Consider the following 15,146-nt stretch of genomic DNA (forward strand, 5'->3'; position numbering starts at 1 on the left):
CATGCGGCGGCTGCGTATCGTCGCTCGTCCAGCGGCGTTCGACATGCCCGCTTGCGCCTGGGGTCGCCCGCGAACGCCTACAATGCGCGCATGAGCCTACGTCCCTATCTCGACAAATTTCCCGTCCTCGGCGAGCGCGTCTACGTCGACCCGGCCGCGACCGTGATCGGCGAGGTCGACCTCGGCGACGACGTCTCGATCTGGCCCGGCTGCGTGGTCCGCGGCGACGTCAATTCGATCTCGATCGGCGCACGCACCAACGTTCAGGACGGCACCATCGTCCACGTCACCCACGAAGGCCCCTACACCCGTCCCGGCGGCCTGCCGACGGTCATCGCCAACGACGTCACCATCGGCCACGGCGCCATCGTCCATGCCTGCACGATCGACGAGTTCGCCCTGATCGGCATGGGCGCCAAGCTGCTCGACGGCGCGCGCGTGTCGCGCTACGGCTTCGTCGCCGCCGGCGCGGTGCTGTCGCCCGGCAAGATCGTCGGCGAAGGCGAGCTGTGGGTCGGCAATCCGGCCCGCCTCGCGCGCCGCCTCAGCGACCGCGAGATCGAACAGCTGCAATACAGCGCACAGCACTATGTGCGGCTCAAGGATCGCTACCTGGGCATGCTGTCGGGCTAGTCACGGCCGGGCTAGTCAGGGCCGATGGCCGCGTTTACAGTCGCGGCAGGGGAAAGCAGGACTCAGGGAGTCAGGGCTACATGGAAGAAACGCAGAATCCGTACGCCGCGCCGAATGCGCCGGCGCTGCCGAATGCCGAATGGCAACAAACCGTACGCGCCGACCGCGGCATGCGCCTGGTCGCCCGCTTGATCGACGGCGGCCTGTATCTGGTGTGTTTCCTGCCGATGTTCATCGCCGTCGCGATCGATCCGGAAAGCAAGGAACCCTCGGCGATCCAGATGGCCATGATGGGCCTGAGCTTCCTGCTCATGCTCGGCCTGTTCGTCTACAACCTCGTCCTGCTCAACGAGAGCGGCCAGACCCTCGGCAAACGCTGGATCGGCATCAAGATCGTGCGCACCGACGGCACCCCGGCGTCGCTCGGCCGCATCCTCGGCCTGCGCATGTTCGTGATCGCCCTGATCGAGGCGATTCCCTGCCTCGGCAGCGTCTTCGCCCTGGTCAACGTGCTGTGGATCTTCGGCGAAGACAGCCTGTGCCTGCATGACCTGATGGCGGATACGAAGGTCATCAACGCCTGATGCTCGACACGTACCGCCAGGTGGTGACGCCGGAGGGCGTGGCCTTGCACCTGCGCGCGGCCGGACCGGTACCGCGCGCGCTGGCCTGGATGATCGACCTGGCGTTGCGCGCGGTCATCTACGTGGCCCTGTTCCGCGCCCTGGTCGGCCTGTTCGGCGAGGCCGGCAACGCCATCCTGGGCTTGGCCGTGTTCGTGATGACCTGGTTCTATCAGGTGCTGTTCGAGGTGCTCATGCAGGGCCGCACGCCCGGCAAGTGGGCGCTCGGCCTGCGCGTGGTCGCCGCCGACGGCGCCCCTGTCGGCTGGATGGCGTCGTTCACCCGCAACCTGCTGCGCGTCGTCGATGCGCTGCCGGTCTGCTATGCGGTCGGCCTGATCACCAGCCTCATCGATCCCTGGGGCCGCCGCCTCGGCGACATGGTCGCCGGCACCCTGGTCGTGCATGCCGCGCGCCAGACCGACATCCGCGCCGCCGCGGTCAGCCCGCCGCTGGCGCCGTCGATGGTGTTGCTGCCGCACGAGCAGGCCGCGGTGGTCGCGTTCGCCGAGCGCGGCCCGAACCTGACCGCGGCGCGCCAGGCCGAACTCGCCGACCTGACCGAAGCGCTGACCCAGGCCCGCGGCGAAACCGCGGTGATGCGCCTGTACGGCATCGCCAACTGGTTGCTGGGGCGGCGATGAGGCAGGAGCATTTCGTCGCCCGTCATGAGGCCGAGTGGCGCGAACTCGAGCGCTGGCTGGAGATGCGCGCCTCGAGCGCACGCAACGCCCGCAGCCATCGCCGCGACTGGACCGGCCTGCGCGACGACAAGATTCCCGAGCGCCACCGTCGCCTGTGCCAGCAACTGGCCCTGGCGCGGCGGCGCGGCTACAGCGCGGTGGTCACCGACCGCCTGCAGCAACTCATGCAACGCGGCCACAGCGTGCTGTACCGGACCAAGCCGGTGCACTGGCGGCGTTCGGCCGAGTACTTATTGGCCGGTTTCCCGCGCCTGGTCCGCGCCGAGTGGCGCTGCATGCTGGCCGCGGCGCTGCTGTTCTGGCTGCCGCTGATCAGCATCTTCGTCGCCATCCAGGTGCGCCCGGAACTCGCCGCCGGCCTGTTCGACGCGCAGTCGCTGGTCCGCTTCGAGCAGATGTACGACCCGGCCCGGCCCGACAGCGCCCTGGGCCGCACCAACGAAGACGACCTGCAGATGTTCGCCCACTACATCGGCAACAACGTCGGCATCGGTTTCCAGACCTTCGCCAGCGGCCTGGTGGCCGGGCTCGGCACGGTGTTCGTGCTGATCTTCAACGGCGTGATGATCGGCGGCGTCGCCGGGCATCTGCAGGCGGTCGGCCACGGTGAACCCTTCTGGCGCTTCGTCGCCGGCCATTCGGCGCCCGAGCTCACCGCCATCGTCATTTCCGGCGGCGCCGGCCTGCGCTTGGGCCTGAGCCTGATCGCGCCCGGGCAGCGCCGGCGCATCGATTCGCTGATCCATGGCGGCCGCCGCGGCGCGTTGATCTGCATCGGCGTGTTCGCGATGCTGGTGTTCGCGGCGTTCGTCGAAGCGTTCTGGTCGTCGATCGGCAGCGTGCCGGCGGCGATCAAGTACGGCGTCGGCCTGGCGTTGTGGGTGTTGGTCGGCCTGTGGTTGCTGCGCGGCGGGCGTAACGCCGTCCACCGCGACGACGAAGACGCGGCATGAAGCTCGAAGCGCTGACGGTTTCGCTGCGCCCGCGCACTGCGTGGGAAGCCTGCGAGCTCGGCATGGCCCTGGTGCGCAGCCAGGCCGGCGCGATCTGGAAGCCGTGGCTGCTGGTGACCTTGCCGATCCTGGTGCTGCTCAATGCCGCCGGCTGGGCCCTCGACCTGTTGTGGTTGTCGGGCCTGCTGATGTGGTGGCTCAAGCCCTGGTTCGATCGCATCCCGCTGTTCGTGATTTCGCGCGCGGTGTTCGGCGAAACCCCGAGCACGCGCCAGACCGTGCGCGCGCAACTGCGCTGGGGCGCGCGCTGGTGGCTGCCGTATCTGACCTGGCGCCGGCTCAGCCCGGCCCGGCCCTTGTACCTGCCGGTGGACCTGCTGGAAGGCGGCGACGGCGCCGAGGCGCGCCAGCGCCGTTCCGCGCTCGGCGCGCCGGTGTACGGCGTGTGCGCGCTGCTGACCTTGGTCTGCGTGCATTTCGAGTTCGCGATCATCATCGGCAGCGTGCTCGGCGGCCTGATGTTCGTGCCGTTCGATTACCTGCCCGACACCTTCAAGTCGTTGATCGAAGCGATCGGAGTGGAGCCGCAATGGCTCAGCGCCTTGTTCAACGTGCTGGCCTGGGGCGCGGTCAGCGTGATCGAGCCGTTCTACGTCGGCGCCGGCTTCGGGCTGTATCTCAACCGCCGTACCCAGATCGAAGGCTGGGACATCGAGATCGTGTTCCGCCGCCTGCGCGCGCGCCTTACCGCCGCGGCTGCGCCGATGCTGCTGGTGCTGTGCGCGATGATCGGCTTCTCGCCGGACGCCGCCGCGCAAACGCCGCCTGCAGTCGAGACCAGTGTCGCCGCGAGCACGGACACGCAAACGGACGCGGGCGAGGACGTCGCTGCTGCCGCCGACAGCGAAGACGAGGAAGCGGAAGCCGAAGCGCCGGCCGAGGCGCCGATCCGCGATTACCTCGAAGACGGCAAGAAAGCGCGCCGCCTGCCGTCGACGCTCGGCGAGGTCTACCGCGACGGCCGCAGCGACGACCGCGGCCTGCGCGATGCGGTCGCCCGGGCGATGAAAGATCCGACCGTCGACCCCAAGCGCAAGCAGAGTGTCTGGAAAGCCAAGTCCGAGAGCACCAAGAAGAAATCCGAGAACAAGCGCGACCAAGCCATCAACGAGGGCCTGTTCAAGGGCCTCAGCGGCGGCGTGGCGGGATTCCTGCAAGTGCTGATGTGGGGCGTGGTGGCCTTGATCGTCGTCGCCCTGCTGCTGACCGCCTCGCGCTGGCTCGGCTGGTTCCGCGACGGCGGCATCGAAGAGGACGAGGCGCCCGGCGACGTGCGCAACGCGCCGTTGCCCGAACACGAGCCGCTGCCCGACGATATTCCGACCGCGATCCGCCGCCTGTGGCAGGCCGGCCGCCGTCGCGATGCGCTGGCCTTGATGTACCGCGCCGCGGTCGAATCGATGGCGCAACGCGCCGACATCGTATTGGTGCCGGGCGCGACCGAGGCCCAGTGCCTGCGCGCCTCGCGCAAGCTGGCCTCGGCCGAGGACCGCGAGGCCTTCGCGCGCGCGGTGCGCACCTGGCAGTACGCGGCCTATGCCGAGACCCTGCCGAGCGGCGACGACTTCGACGATCTGGTGGGCCAGCTGAGCCGGCGTTTCGGGTGGGCGGCATGAACCGCGCCGGCCTGAGCCTCGTCGGCGCCGGTGCGGCCCTGCTGATCGTGCTGGTGCTGATCGTCGGCGCGCTGTGGCGCCGCGACTACCACAAGGTCGAGGAAACCGTCGCCGCCGCGCGCAGCGGCGAGGCCGCGAGCAACCCGCTGTATGTGCTCAAGCTTGCCCTGCAACGCGACAAGGTCAAGGTCGAGGCGCGCCAGCGTCTGCAACTGTCGACCCATCCGCTGCAGACGCGCGACACGGTGCTGATCTACCGTGACCCGCGCACGCTGGCCGCCAGCGAAGCCGAGGCCCTGCTCGGCTGGGTCGAGCGCGGCGGCCATCTGATCGTGCGCACGCCGCCGCTGCAGGACCAGGTCGGCGATTCGCCGGTGCCGGTGCTCGATGCGCTCGGCATCACCCTGCTCGATGCCAGCGACGCCGCCGATCCGGAGTACCTGCGTAACGAATGCGTCGGCCTGTACGAGCGCGGCCTGGAGCCGCAGCAGGTGTTCTGCTCGGCGCGCCGTTTCTATTTTTACAACAGCGACGCCGACCCCGATTACGCCTGGGGCGGCGAGGACAGCGCCTACGTCTACGTGCGCTTGCCGCGCGGCAAGGGCCATGTCGACGTGCTCGCGGACCTGGATTTCCTGTCCAACCGCACCGGCACCGGCAACCCCTTGCTCGACAGCATCGGCATGGGCGACGACGAGATCGCCGCGCCGGCCAATGCCGCATTCGCGCGCCAGGTGCTGGCGCCGAACTACCGCGCCGGCACCGTGCACCTGATCTACGCCGCCGAAGTGCCGAAGCTGTGGAAGACCCTGCTGCGCGACAGCTGGATGGCCTGGTTGCCGCTGCTGCTGTGCCTGCTCGGCTGGCTGTGGCAACGCACCCAGCGCTTCGGTCCGCTGCGCCCGGCACCGGCGCTGGAGCGGCGTTCGCTGCTCGAACACATCGTCGCCAGCGGCGAGCACGTCTATCGCTACGGTTACGGCCCGCGCCTGTACGAATCGGCGCGCCGCGCCTTCATCGCCCGCCTGCGCCGCCGCGATCCCTACGCCGCCGCGCTCGACGGCGAGCCGCAGATCGCGTTGTTGATCGAGCGCTTCAAGGCCGATCCGGCGCCGATCGCCGCCAACGACATCCGCGACGCCCTCACTCCGCCGCCGGCACGCGACCACGCCGCGTTCCGCGCCCGCATCGCCACTTTGATCCGCATGAGAAACCGCTTATGAGCCTCGACGCCGCTCCGCTCGTCCCGATCACCGGCACCGCGCTGGCCGAACGCGCCGCCGCCGTGCGCGACGAAGTCGGCAAGGCCTTCATCGGCCAGGCCGACGTGCTCGACCAGATCCTGATTGCCCTGCTCGCCGGCGGCCACGCGCTGCTCGAAGGCGTGCCCGGGCTCGGCAAGACCCTGGTCGTGCGCGCGCTGTCCAAGGCACTGGACTGCGGCTATGCCCGCGTCCAGTTCACCCCCGACCTGATGCCCAGCGACATCAGCGGCCATGCGGTCTACGACCCCAAGACCGAGAGCTTCAACATCCGCCGCGGCCCGGTATTCACCAACCTGCTGCTCGCCGACGAAATCAACCGCGCCCCGGCCAAGACCCAGTCGGCGCTGCTGGAGGCGATGCAGGAACTGCAGGTGACGATCGAAGGCCACAGCTTCGAGTTGCCGCCGCCGTTCCTGACCCTGGCCACGCAGAACCCGGTCGAACAGGAAGGCACCTATCCCTTGCCGGAGGCGCAGCTCGATCGCTTCCTGCTGAAGATCCTGATCGGCTACCCGACCCGCGCCGACGAAAAGCGCATGGTCACCGCGGTCAGCCTGGGCCGCAGCGCGTCGGACTTCGATCTGTCGCAGGTGCGGCGCGTGCTCGGCCCGGAAGAGATCGTCGCCATGCAGCAGGGCACTGCCCTGGTGCGCGTCGACGAGACGGTGATCGACTACGTCGTGCGCATCGTCGGCACCACCCGCGACTGGGCCGGCATCGCCCTCGGCGCCGGTCCGCGCGGCAGTCTCGCCCTGGTGCGCGCGGCGCGCGCGCAAGCGGTGCTGTCGGGGCGCGATTTCGTCACCCCCGACGACGTGCGCGAGATCGCCAAGCCGGCCCTGCGCCATCGCATCGCGCTCGCGCCCGAGCTGCAGATCGAAGGCCAGTCGCCCGACGACGTGTTGCAGGCGCTGTTGGCCAAGGTCGAAGCGCCCCGGCAATGAGCCGCGCCGCGCCACCGCCGCTGCCAGTCACCGCCGCCAGCGCCGGCCTGACGGTGCCGCGCGACCGCGCCCTGCCGCGTCGCGGTTGGGCACGGCCGGCGCCGCGCTGGATCTGGCTGGCGCTGCCGTGGTCGGCGCTCGGCCTGGCCGCGAGCGTGGGTTGGGTGCAGGCCGCGGCCTGGCAGGTGGCGACCCTCGTCATCGTGCTGCTCGCGATCGTCGATCTGTTGCGTCTGCTGTACGCGCCGACGCCGCGGGCGAGGCGCAGCATGCACGACACCTGGGCGATCGGCGTCGAACGCCCGGTCACCCTCGAATTCGAGGCCGATCGCCGGCAACGCCTGGATGCCTTCGACTTGCATCCCGGCAACTGGAGCATGCGCAACCTGCCGCGCCGGATCGACCTGCGTCGCGGCGAGAGCGCCAGCTTCGAGTACGAACTGCGCCCCGGTATGCGCGGCGATTTCCAGTTCGACGGCGTGCAACTGCGCCTGCACTCGCCGTGGGGGCTGTGGTGGCAGTCGCGCATCGGCGGCGAGATCCAGCGCGTGCGCGTGTTCCCCAACTTCGCGCCGCTGGCCAAGTTCGCGATGTTCAGCGCCGAACAGGCCTCGCGCCTGGTCGGTGCGCACGTCAAGCGCCGTCGCGGCGAAGGCACCGACTTCCATCAGATGCGCGAATACCGCGTCGGCGACAGCCTGCGCCAGATCGACTGGAAAGCGACCGCGCGTGCGCGCCGGTTGATCTCGCGCGAGTACCAGGACGAGCGTAATCAACAACTGGTGCTGATGCTCGACACCGGTCGCCGCCTGATGGCGCGCGACGGCGAGCATTCGCATTTCGACCATGTGCTCGACGCGGCCCTGGTCGTGGCCTATCTGGCTTTGCGCCAGGGCGACGGCGTCGGCCTGCTGGCCAGCGGCGGCGAAAGCCGCTGGGTGCCGCCGCAGCGCGGTGTCGGCGCGATCGACAACCTGCTGCGCGCCAGCTACGCCCTGCAGCCGCAGCCGGTCGCGACCGACTTCCTCGCCGCGGCGACCGAACTGTCGTTGCGCCAACGCCGCCGTTCGTTGGTGATGCTGGTGACCAACCTGCGCGACGAGGACATGGACGACCTGCTCGCCGCCGTGCGCATGCTGCGTGGTCGCCATCTGGTCTGCGTCGCCAGCCTGCGCGAAGGCTCGCTGGATCAGGCGCTCGCCGAAGAAGTCGCCGACCTGCCCGGTGCGATCCGCGCCGGCGCCACCGCGCAATACCTCGAACACCGCGTCGCCGCCCACGAAGCCCTGCGCAACCACGGGGTGATGGTGCTGGACGTCAGCTGCGATCAGCTGGCGGCATCCTTGGTCGAGAAGTACCTGGCGGTGAAGCGCGACGGCTTGCTTTGAGAATCCGCGAGCTGCTTGATGCGCTCGGCTAAGGCGGATCAAGACAACGTCAGCAGCAACAGCAACGGCAAATCCCCCACGACCGCTACGCGCTCGTTCGCCCCCTTTTTCTAAGGGGGCAAAGGCAGGAGCGTCGCAGCAGGGCCGCAATCGCGACCCACACCTGCTGTTCCCCCACTTTGCAAAGGGGGGCTCTAACCGCCGCATCGCCGCGTTGGAAGCCCTCGCGGCGACGCCGCACGCTCACCCCGGTCGGGTCTGCGCTTCCAGCCAGTCCAACCACTGCATCGCCTGCCCGCGATCCTCGCCGCACATCTCGCGCGATGGCTGCAGCGAACCGCAGAACGCCGGCCGCTCCGGCTTGCCGAACAAACGACAGCGCAGTTCGTCGTCGAGTTGCACGCAGGGGATGCCGGCCGGTTTGCCGTGCGGCATGCCCGGGATCGGCGAGGTGATCGAAGGCGCGATGCAGCAGGCGCCGCAATGGCTGCGGCAGGCGAAGCTCATGGCGGCGCCGTGAACGGCTCGACCGCGCGTACCGCGTCCAAGGGAATCGGCGCGTACACGTGCGGGAAATAATCGCCGCTGCGTTCGCTCCAGTCGTAGCGCAGGGTCGTGCCGAGCGCGGCCGCGTCGATGCTCAGCACAAGCAAGGCGCCGCGCCCGCGTTGATGGCGTTCGATGACGCCGGCGAGTTGCGCCTGCGTCGCGCAATGCACGAAGCCTTCGCGCAGCCAGCCGTCCGGGGCATAGGCGCCGGTGGCCTGCGCCCGGTGCCAGTCGGCCGGCGCGGCGAAATGAAAGATCGTGTCGGGGCGGGGGCCGGGGTGGGCGCCGGCGAAGTCCGCTCGCGGCGTCGGCTTGTGCTCGCCGGGGCCGGAAACGGTCGCGGCGCCGTCGTCGGGCGCCGCGTCGCGGTCGATCGCCGTCATCGCCGGGTCAGTCGGCGGTGACCAGGGCGTCGGCGCGTTCGCGCAGCATCGCGTAGACCGGATCGGTGTCCGGGCGTTTGCGGTGCCAACGCTCGAAGCTCTCGGCGGCCTGTTCGACCAGCATGCCGAGCCCGTCGATGCGGTCGTGCGCGCCGGCGACCTTGGCCCAGGCCAGGAACGGAATCGCGACCTCGCCGTAGCTCAAGTCGACCGCGGCGGTACGCGGCGTCGCCAGACTCATCGGCAGGGTCGGCATGGCGTCGTCGCGCGCGGCCGAGGTGGCGTTGACGATCAGGTCGAAGTTGCCGAGCGTGGCGACGTCGGCGAGATAACGCGGATGCACGCGGCCGGGCATGCCGAGCGCGTCGGCCAGGGCGTCGACGCGTTCGCTGGTGCGGTTGACGATGTAGAGATCGCCGATGCCGGCATCCAGCAGGGCCGGGGCCACGCCGCGCGCGGCGCCGCCGGCGCCGATCAGCAAGGTGCGGCGCGAACGCAGGTCCAGGCCGTGGCGTTCGGTGAGGTCGCGGATCAGGCCGGTGCCGTCGGTGTTGTCGCCTTCCCAGCCGGTCGCACTGCGGATCAGGGTGTTGACCGCGCCGGCGCGTTGCGCGCGTTCGCTGAGGTGGCTGCAGATGCTCGCCGCTCGCGTCTTCAGCGGCAGGGTGATGTTGGCGCCGAGGCCGCCTTCGGCCGCGAACGCGGCGAGGGCGACGTCGAACTGCTCCGGCGCGGCGTCGATGGCGGTGTATTCCAGGGCGATGCCGAGTTGGCGCCCGAACGCGGCATGGATGCGCGGCGACAGCGAGTGCGCGACCGGATGACCGAAGACCGCATAGCGAAGGACAGGGCTGGACGAACTGGAATCGATCGACATGGACGCGCCTCGTTCTAGACTGGTGACCCTAGTTCGGGAGACGCACGATGCGGCACGCCAGGGTCCGGTTCGGCCTCAGTCTACTCCTCGCCTGCGGGCTCGCCAGCACGGTTCAGGCGGCCCTGTCCGAATTCGGCATAGAAGGCATGGGAGTTGTTTCAACCGTGCACAGTGAGGTGCGCGCGGCCGTGTCTCCCGACGGACGGCGCATCGTCTGGGGCAGCACCGACCGCAGCGGCGGCGCCGGCGGCTGGGACCTGTGGCAGGCCAGTCTGATCGATGGCCGCTGGCAGGACGCGAAGCCGTTGCCGCTGAACGCCAAGGCCAACGATTTCGACCCTGCCTTCAGTGCCGACGGGCGCTGGCTGTACTTCTTTTCCAACCGCCCCGGCGGCCACGGCGGCGACGATCTCTATCGCGCCGCGGTGCGCGACGACGGCGGCTATGGCCCGGTAGAAAACCTGGGCCGCGGCGTCAACGGCCGCGGCGACGAATGGGCGCCGACGCCGAGCCGCGACGGCCGTCATCTCTTGTTCGCCAGCGACGGCTTCGGCGGCAGCGGCCGTCACGATTTGTTCGTCGCCCACTGGAACGGCCAGGCCTTCGTCGACCCCAAGCCGGTGCCCGGCGTGAACAGCGCCGACGACGAATTCGATGCCGCCTGGCTCGGCGACGGCAAGACCCTCGTGTTCGCGCGTTCCAGGGACGTGGAGAAACTGCCCATCCGTTTGTATGTCGCCCACTGCGACGGCGCGCGCTATGCGCAGGCCGCGCCGCTCGCGCTGTCGTTCAATACCGAAGAGGCCCACACGCTCGGCCCGGCGACCGACTGGAACAAGCCCGGCGAACTGTTGGTCACCGGCTCGGCGAAAGCGCCGCGCGCGGGCAAGATGGATCTGTACCGGATGAAGGCGCCGGCGGCGATGGGCCAGGACGGTTGCGTCGCGAGCGCGGCGCGCTGATCGGCATGCGCACTGCGAGCGCCGCGATGGCGACGCCGTGCGAAACGCAGCAGGCGGCGTCGCGCCGATGCTGCGTTTGCCTGCGCGGTGTCGAGCGAGGCCTCAGCGGGCCTCGCGCATCCACTGCGCCGCATCGAGCGCGAAGTAGGTCAGCACGCCGTCGGCGCCGGCGCGCTTGATCGAGGTCAGCGCTTCCATCACGCAGCCGTGTTCGTCGAGCCAGCCGTTCTGGATCGCCGCGCGCAGCATCGCGTACTCGCCGCTGACCTGGTAGACGAAGGTCGGCACGCCGAATTCGTCCTTCACCCGGCGCACGATGTCGAGGTAGGGCATGCCCGGCTTGACCATGACCATGTCGGCGCCTTCGTCGAGATCGAGCGAGACTTCGCGCAGCGCCTCGTCGCTGTTGGCCGGGTCCATCTGGTAGGTGTATTTGTTGCCCTTGCCGAGCGCGCCGGCCGAGCCGACCGCATCGCGGAACGGGCCGTAGAAGCTCGACGCGTACTTGGCGCTGTAGGCGAGGATGCGGGTGTGGATGTGGCCGTCGAGCTCGAGCGCGTTGCGGATCTGGCCGATGCGGCCGTCCATCATGTCGCTGGGCGCGACCACGTCGGCGCCGGCGGCGGCGTGCGACAGCGCCTGCTTGACCAGGGCTTCGACGGTCTCGTCGTTCATGACGTAGCCGCTGTCGTCGACCAGGCCGTCCTGGCCGTGGCTGGTGTAGGGGTCGAGGGCGACGTCGGTGATCACGCCGAGTTCGGGGAAGCGCTGCTTGAGCGCACGGATCGCGCGTTGGCACAGGCCGTCTTCGTCCCAGGCGGCGACCGCGTCGAGCGACTTGGCCTCCGGCGCGGTGACCGGGAACAGCGCGAGCGCGGGCACACGCAGCTCGCTGGCGCGTTCGGCGACGCGCAGCAGTTCGTCGATCGACAGACGTTCGATGCCGGGCATCGAGCCGACCGGCGCGCGGCCGTCGAGTTCGTGGACGAACACCGGATAGATCAGGTCGTCGGCGGTGAGGACGGTCTCGCGCATCAGGCGTCGCGAGAATTCGTCGCGGCGCATCCGCCGCGGGCGCGAATAGGGATAGGTCATGGGCGCTAGTTTACCCCCGGCGGTCGCGGCGACCTGCGACCGGCGGTCGCGCCCGGAGGCGGACGCTGCGTTCTGCCAACCGCAGAGATGTTTGGAGGCGCGCGTGCCGAAGCCAGGGAGCCCGGCCGGGTTTGCCTGTTCGGGCCGAATATACGCACTCAGCCCTGGGGCTTGGGAGGCTGGCGCTGGCGGCCGCATGCTTGGGCGGCAACTCGCGTCGCCCGCCGGCTGCGGCTCAGTCCGAATACACCCGATACCGCAGCGGGCGCACGTGCACGGTGCTGCCGGGGGCCGGGGTGACCGCGTCCGGGGTCGCCACCAGGTCGAGTTCCAATGGCCGCACCTGGCCTTCGACCAACAATTCCAGGGTGATGCGTTCGGCCAGGCGGTGCGCGGACAGCACCCGGGCCGGCAGGCCTTCGCCGTCGGCGACCAGGGCCATGTCGTGCGGGCGCACGTACAAACGCGCGCGGCTGCGGCTGTGGCTGTCGACCGGCAGGCGCAGGGCGTGGCCGTTGACCGAGAGCTGACCGCCTTCGGTCTGGCCTTCGATGACGTTGGCGCGGCCGATGAAGTCGAACACGTAGGCCGAGGCCGGCGCGCTGTAGATCTCGTCCGGGGTGCCGACCTGTTCGATACGGCCGTCCTTGAGCACGACCACGCGGTCGGCCAGCTCCAGCGCTTCTTCCTGGTCGTGGGTGACGAACAAGGTGGTCTGTCCGGTCTGGTCGTGCAGGCGCCGCAACCAGCGGCGCAGTTCGATGCGGACCTTGGCGTCGAGCGCGCCGAAGGGTTCGTCGAGCAGCAACACGGTCGGGTCGATCGCGAGCGCGCGGGCCAGGGCGACGCGCTGCTTCTGCCCGCCCGACAGCTGTTCCGGATAGCGCGCGCCGAGTTCCGGCAACTGGATCAGGTTCAACAACTCCTGCACGCGCTGGGCGATGGTGGCCTTGTCGGGCCGGCGCGCACGCGGCCGGCTGCGCAGTCCGAAGGCGATGTTCTCGGCCACGCTCATGTGCTTGAACAAGGCGTAGTGTTGGAACACGAAGCCGACGTTGCGCTCGCGCAGGCTCAGCCGGGTCGCGTCCTGGTCGCCGAACAGCAGGCGGCCCGAATCGGGTTGCAGCAGGCCGGCGATCACCCGCAGCAAGGTGGTTTTGCCCGAGCCCGAAGGCCCCAGCAAGGCGACCAGTTCGCCCGAGGCGACGTCGAGGTCGACCGAGTCGAGCGCGGCGACGGTCGCGTAGCGCTTGGCGATGGCTTGAATGTGCAGATCCATGTCGGGCGATTACCTGTGAATCAATGTCGGCGATGCGAACGCGCGAGCGCGTCGCCGTGACGTGCCTCGAGCCAGATCTTGAACACCAGCGTGACCAGGGCCAGGCCGGCGAGCAGCGAGGCGACGGCGAACGCGGCCGCGGCTTCGCCGCCGAGTTGTTTGTACAACACCTCGACGTGCAGCGAGAGCGTGTTGGTCTTGCCCATGATGTTGCCCGACACCACCGTGACCGCGCCGAATTCGCCCATCGCGCGCGCGCTGCACAACAGCACGCCGTACAACAGGCCCCACTTGATGTTCGGCAGGGTCACGCGGAAGAACATGGTCCAGGCGCTGGCGCCGAGCGAGCGGGCGGCGAGTTCTTCGTCGCTGCCCTGTTGCTCCATCAGCGGGATCAGTTCGCGCACCACGAACGGGAAGGTCACGAACATGGTCGCCAGGACGATGCCGGGCGTGGCGAACAGGATCTTGATGTCGTACTGGTTGAGCAGGTCGGCGAAGTAGCCGTGGGTGGGGCTGAACAACAGCACCAGGCACAGGCCGGCGACCACCGGCGACACCGCGAACGGCAGGTCGATCAAGGCCAGCAGGGTGCGCTTGCCGCGGAATTCGAAACGGGTCAGCGCCCAGGCCATGAACACGCCGCAGATCGCGTTGACCGGCACCACCACCGCCGCGGTCAGCAGGGTCAGGCGCAGCGCCGACAAGGTGTGCGGTTCGGTCACCGCGGCGATCCAGACCTTGAGGCCGCTGCCGAACGCGGCGCCGAGCAGCATCAGCAGCGGCAGCACCAGCACCAGGGCCATGATCGCCACGGCGAGCGTGATCAGAGTCCAGCGCACCCAGGCCGGTTCCTGCAATTGGTCGCGCGCGTCAGCCATCGCGGCGGCTCCCGTGTGCGAACAGGGCCGAGGCGGCGTTGATCGCGACCAGGCAGGCGAAGGACATCAGCAACAGCAAGGTCGCCAACACGATCGCCGCGGTCACGCCGCCTTCTTCTTCCAGGCGGATGGTGATCAACAAGGGCGCGATCTCGGTCTTCATCGGCAGGTTGCCGGCGATGAAGATCACCGAACCGAACTCGCCGAGGCCGCGCGCGAACGCGAGCGAGAAACCGGTCAGCAGCGCCGGCAGCAGTTCGGGCAGGATCACCCGCCGCAAGGTGGTCAGGCGCGAGGCGCCGAGCGAGGCGGCGGCCTCTTCCTGCTCGCGGCCCAGCGCTTCGAGCACCGGCTGTACGGTGCGCACCGCGAACGGCAGGCCGATGAAGATCAGGGCGATGACGATGCCGGTGGTGTTGTTGACCAGCTTGATGCCGAGCGGCTGCAGCAACTGGCCGACCCAGCCGTTCTCGTCGTAGATCGCCGCCAGGGTGATACCGGCGACCGCGGTCGGCAGGGCGAACGGCAGGTCGACCAGGGCGTCGAGCAGGCGCCGGCCGCTGAAACGGTAGCGTTCCAGCACCCAGGCGATCAGAGCGCCGCCGAGCAGCGAGCACACTGCAGCGACGAAGGCGGTGGCGAAACTGACCTTGAGCGAGGCGATCACCCGCGGATCGCCGATCGCGCGCAGCCAGCCGGCCAGCCCCAATCCGCCCGAACGCAGGATCAGCGCCGCCAGCGGCAACAGCACGACCAGGCCGAGCCAGGTCAGGCCCAAGCCCAGGCCGAGCCCGAAACCGGGCAACGGCCGGCGCCAGCGAACGGCGGAAGTCGGTAGGGGCAGGGCGTGCTCGCTCATGTGGCGTGGGCGGCCGTCTGGATAGGGACAGAGAGGTGGGACGCTATCCCAGCGGCCAGCGCCTAGGGAAATGCG

The 15,146-nt window shown here is 69.5% G+C and carries 16 protein-coding genes; 9 read left to right on the forward strand and 7 right to left on the reverse strand.

Features of this window, described 5'->3' with window-relative positions:
• Positions 1–90 precede the first annotated feature (90 nt).
• The 8 genes from ACTJJK_RS07540 (at position 91) to ACTJJK_RS07575 (ending at position 8,186) form a co-directional block, all read left to right on the forward strand.
• A complete protein-coding gene (locus ACTJJK_RS07540; protein ID WP_057916209.1) occupies positions 91–633 on the forward strand; it encodes a gamma carbonic anhydrase family protein in 543 nt (180 codons plus the stop codon).
• A gap of 80 nt (positions 634–713) precedes the next feature.
• Positions 714–1,217, forward strand: a complete 504-nt coding sequence (locus tag ACTJJK_RS07545; protein ID WP_223619275.1) for an RDD family protein — start codon at positions 714–716, stop codon at positions 1,215–1,217.
• A complete protein-coding gene (locus ACTJJK_RS07550; protein WP_031370677.1) occupies positions 1,217–1,900 on the forward strand; it encodes an RDD family protein in 684 nt (227 codons plus the stop codon). Before ACTJJK_RS07545 ends, ACTJJK_RS07550 begins: the two co-directional genes overlap by 1 nt.
• Positions 1,897–2,913, forward strand: coding sequence for a stage II sporulation protein M (locus tag ACTJJK_RS07555; RefSeq protein ID WP_036147963.1), 1,017 nt, complete (start codon positions 1,897–1,899; stop codon positions 2,911–2,913). Before ACTJJK_RS07550 ends, ACTJJK_RS07555 begins: the two co-directional genes overlap by 4 nt.
• Entirely contained in the window at positions 2,910–4,589 is a 1,680-nt protein-coding gene (locus tag ACTJJK_RS07560) for a DUF4129 domain-containing protein (RefSeq protein WP_440729905.1), read from the forward strand. Before ACTJJK_RS07555 ends, ACTJJK_RS07560 begins: the two co-directional genes overlap by 4 nt.
• A complete protein-coding gene (locus tag ACTJJK_RS07565) occupies positions 4,586–5,812 on the forward strand; it encodes a DUF4350 domain-containing protein (RefSeq protein WP_031370680.1) in 1,227 nt (408 codons plus the stop codon). The genes ACTJJK_RS07560 and ACTJJK_RS07565 overlap by 4 nt, the downstream gene beginning before the upstream one ends.
• Entirely contained in the window at positions 5,809–6,798 is a 990-nt protein-coding gene (locus ACTJJK_RS07570; protein WP_036147966.1) for an AAA family ATPase, read from the forward strand. Before ACTJJK_RS07565 ends, ACTJJK_RS07570 begins: the two co-directional genes overlap by 4 nt.
• Entirely contained in the window at positions 6,795–8,186 is a 1,392-nt protein-coding gene (locus tag ACTJJK_RS07575) for a DUF58 domain-containing protein (RefSeq protein WP_081930603.1), read from the forward strand. The genes ACTJJK_RS07570 and ACTJJK_RS07575 overlap by 4 nt, the downstream gene beginning before the upstream one ends.
• A gap of 243 nt (positions 8,187–8,429) precedes the next feature.
• On the opposite strand, the gene ACTJJK_RS07580 is transcribed toward ACTJJK_RS07575, so the two are convergent.
• The 3 genes from ACTJJK_RS07580 to aroE are packed head-to-tail and all read right to left on the reverse strand — an operon-like array spanning position 8,430 to position 9,995.
• The gene (locus ACTJJK_RS07580; protein ID WP_051884423.1) at positions 8,430–8,693 is read right to left on the reverse strand and encodes a YkgJ family cysteine cluster protein; all 264 of its coding nucleotides are present in this window, start codon (positions 8,691–8,693) and stop codon (positions 8,430–8,432) included.
• A complete protein-coding gene (locus ACTJJK_RS07585; RefSeq protein WP_440729906.1) occupies positions 8,690–9,118 on the reverse strand; it encodes a DUF952 domain-containing protein in 429 nt (142 codons plus the stop codon). Before ACTJJK_RS07585 ends, ACTJJK_RS07580 begins: the two co-directional genes overlap by 4 nt.
• 7 nt (positions 9,119–9,125) lie before the next feature.
• Positions 9,126–9,995, reverse strand: a complete 870-nt coding sequence (gene aroE / locus ACTJJK_RS07590; protein WP_031370685.1) for a shikimate dehydrogenase — start codon at positions 9,993–9,995, stop codon at positions 9,126–9,128.
• A gap of 47 nt (positions 9,996–10,042) precedes the next feature.
• Here aroE and ACTJJK_RS07595 point away from each other — a divergent pair, with 47 nt between their 5' ends.
• On the forward strand, positions 10,043–10,957 hold the full coding sequence (locus ACTJJK_RS07595) for a TolB family protein (RefSeq protein WP_440729907.1): 915 nt from the start codon (positions 10,043–10,045) through the stop codon (positions 10,955–10,957).
• A gap of 102 nt (positions 10,958–11,059) precedes the next feature.
• On the opposite strand, the gene hemB is transcribed toward ACTJJK_RS07595, so the two are convergent.
• The 4 genes from hemB to cysT all read right to left on the reverse strand — a co-directional run bounded on the left by hemB (position 11,060) and on the right by cysT (position 15,071).
• On the reverse strand, positions 11,060–12,052 hold the full coding sequence (gene hemB / locus ACTJJK_RS07600) for a porphobilinogen synthase (protein ID WP_440729908.1): 993 nt from the start codon (positions 12,050–12,052) through the stop codon (positions 11,060–11,062).
• Positions 12,053–12,287: 235 nt separating this feature from the next.
• Positions 12,288–13,331 (reverse strand): sulfate/molybdate ABC transporter ATP-binding protein, encoded by a 1,044-nt coding sequence (locus tag ACTJJK_RS07605; RefSeq protein ID WP_031370688.1) that lies wholly within the window; start codon positions 13,329–13,331, stop codon positions 12,288–12,290.
• Between the two features lie 20 nt (positions 13,332–13,351).
• Positions 13,352–14,212, reverse strand: coding sequence for a sulfate ABC transporter permease subunit CysW (cysW, locus tag ACTJJK_RS07610; RefSeq protein ID WP_051884424.1), 861 nt, complete (start codon positions 14,210–14,212; stop codon positions 13,352–13,354).
• Positions 14,205–15,071, reverse strand: a complete 867-nt coding sequence (cysT, locus tag ACTJJK_RS07615; protein ID WP_440729909.1) for a sulfate ABC transporter permease subunit CysT — start codon at positions 15,069–15,071, stop codon at positions 14,205–14,207. The genes cysW and cysT overlap by 8 nt, the downstream gene beginning before the upstream one ends.
• Between the last annotated feature and the right edge of the window lie 75 nt (positions 15,072–15,146).

It is taken from the genome of Lysobacter sp. 22409 (assembly GCF_052045105.1).
Taxonomy (GTDB): domain Bacteria; phylum Pseudomonadota; class Gammaproteobacteria; order Xanthomonadales; family Xanthomonadaceae; genus Lysobacter; species Lysobacter antibioticus_B.

Bases quoted from the DNA above. Each gene is read 5' to 3' on its own strand.
- ACTJJK_RS07540 (WP_057916209.1), top strand. From the start codon at position 91: ATGAGCCTACGTCCCTATCTCGACAAATTTCCCGTCCTCGGCGAGCGC.
- ACTJJK_RS07545 (WP_223619275.1), top strand. From the start codon at position 714: ATGGAAGAAACGCAGAATCCGTACGCCGCGCCGAATGCGCCGGCGCTG.
- ACTJJK_RS07550 (WP_031370677.1), top strand. From the start codon at position 1,217: ATGCTCGACACGTACCGCCAGGTGGTGACGCCGGAGGGCGTGGCCTTG.
- ACTJJK_RS07555 (WP_036147963.1), top strand. From the start codon at position 1,897: ATGAGGCAGGAGCATTTCGTCGCCCGTCATGAGGCCGAGTGGCGCGAA.
- ACTJJK_RS07560 (WP_440729905.1), top strand. From the start codon at position 2,910: ATGAAGCTCGAAGCGCTGACGGTTTCGCTGCGCCCGCGCACTGCGTGG.
- ACTJJK_RS07565 (WP_031370680.1), top strand. From the start codon at position 4,586: ATGAACCGCGCCGGCCTGAGCCTCGTCGGCGCCGGTGCGGCCCTGCTG.
- ACTJJK_RS07570 (WP_036147966.1), top strand. From the start codon at position 5,809: ATGAGCCTCGACGCCGCTCCGCTCGTCCCGATCACCGGCACCGCGCTG.
- ACTJJK_RS07575 (WP_081930603.1), top strand. From the start codon at position 6,795: ATGAGCCGCGCCGCGCCACCGCCGCTGCCAGTCACCGCCGCCAGCGCC.
- ACTJJK_RS07580 (WP_051884423.1), bottom strand. From the start codon at position 8,693: ATGAGCTTCGCCTGCCGCAGCCATTGCGGCGCCTGCTGCATCGCGCCT.
- ACTJJK_RS07585 (WP_440729906.1), bottom strand. From the start codon at position 9,118: ATGACGGCGATCGACCGCGACGCGGCGCCCGACGACGGCGCCGCGACC.
- aroE (WP_031370685.1), bottom strand. From the start codon at position 9,995: ATGTCGATCGATTCCAGTTCGTCCAGCCCTGTCCTTCGCTATGCGGTC.
- ACTJJK_RS07595 (WP_440729907.1), top strand. From the start codon at position 10,043: ATGCGGCACGCCAGGGTCCGGTTCGGCCTCAGTCTACTCCTCGCCTGC.
- hemB (WP_440729908.1), bottom strand. From the start codon at position 12,052: ATGACCTATCCCTATTCGCGCCCGCGGCGGATGCGCCGCGACGAATTC.
- ACTJJK_RS07605 (WP_031370688.1), bottom strand. From the start codon at position 13,331: ATGGATCTGCACATTCAAGCCATCGCCAAGCGCTACGCGACCGTCGCC.
- cysW (WP_051884424.1), bottom strand. From the start codon at position 14,212: ATGGCTGACGCGCGCGACCAATTGCAGGAACCGGCCTGGGTGCGCTGG.
- cysT (WP_440729909.1), bottom strand. From the start codon at position 15,071: ATGAGCGAGCACGCCCTGCCCCTACCGACTTCCGCCGTTCGCTGGCGC.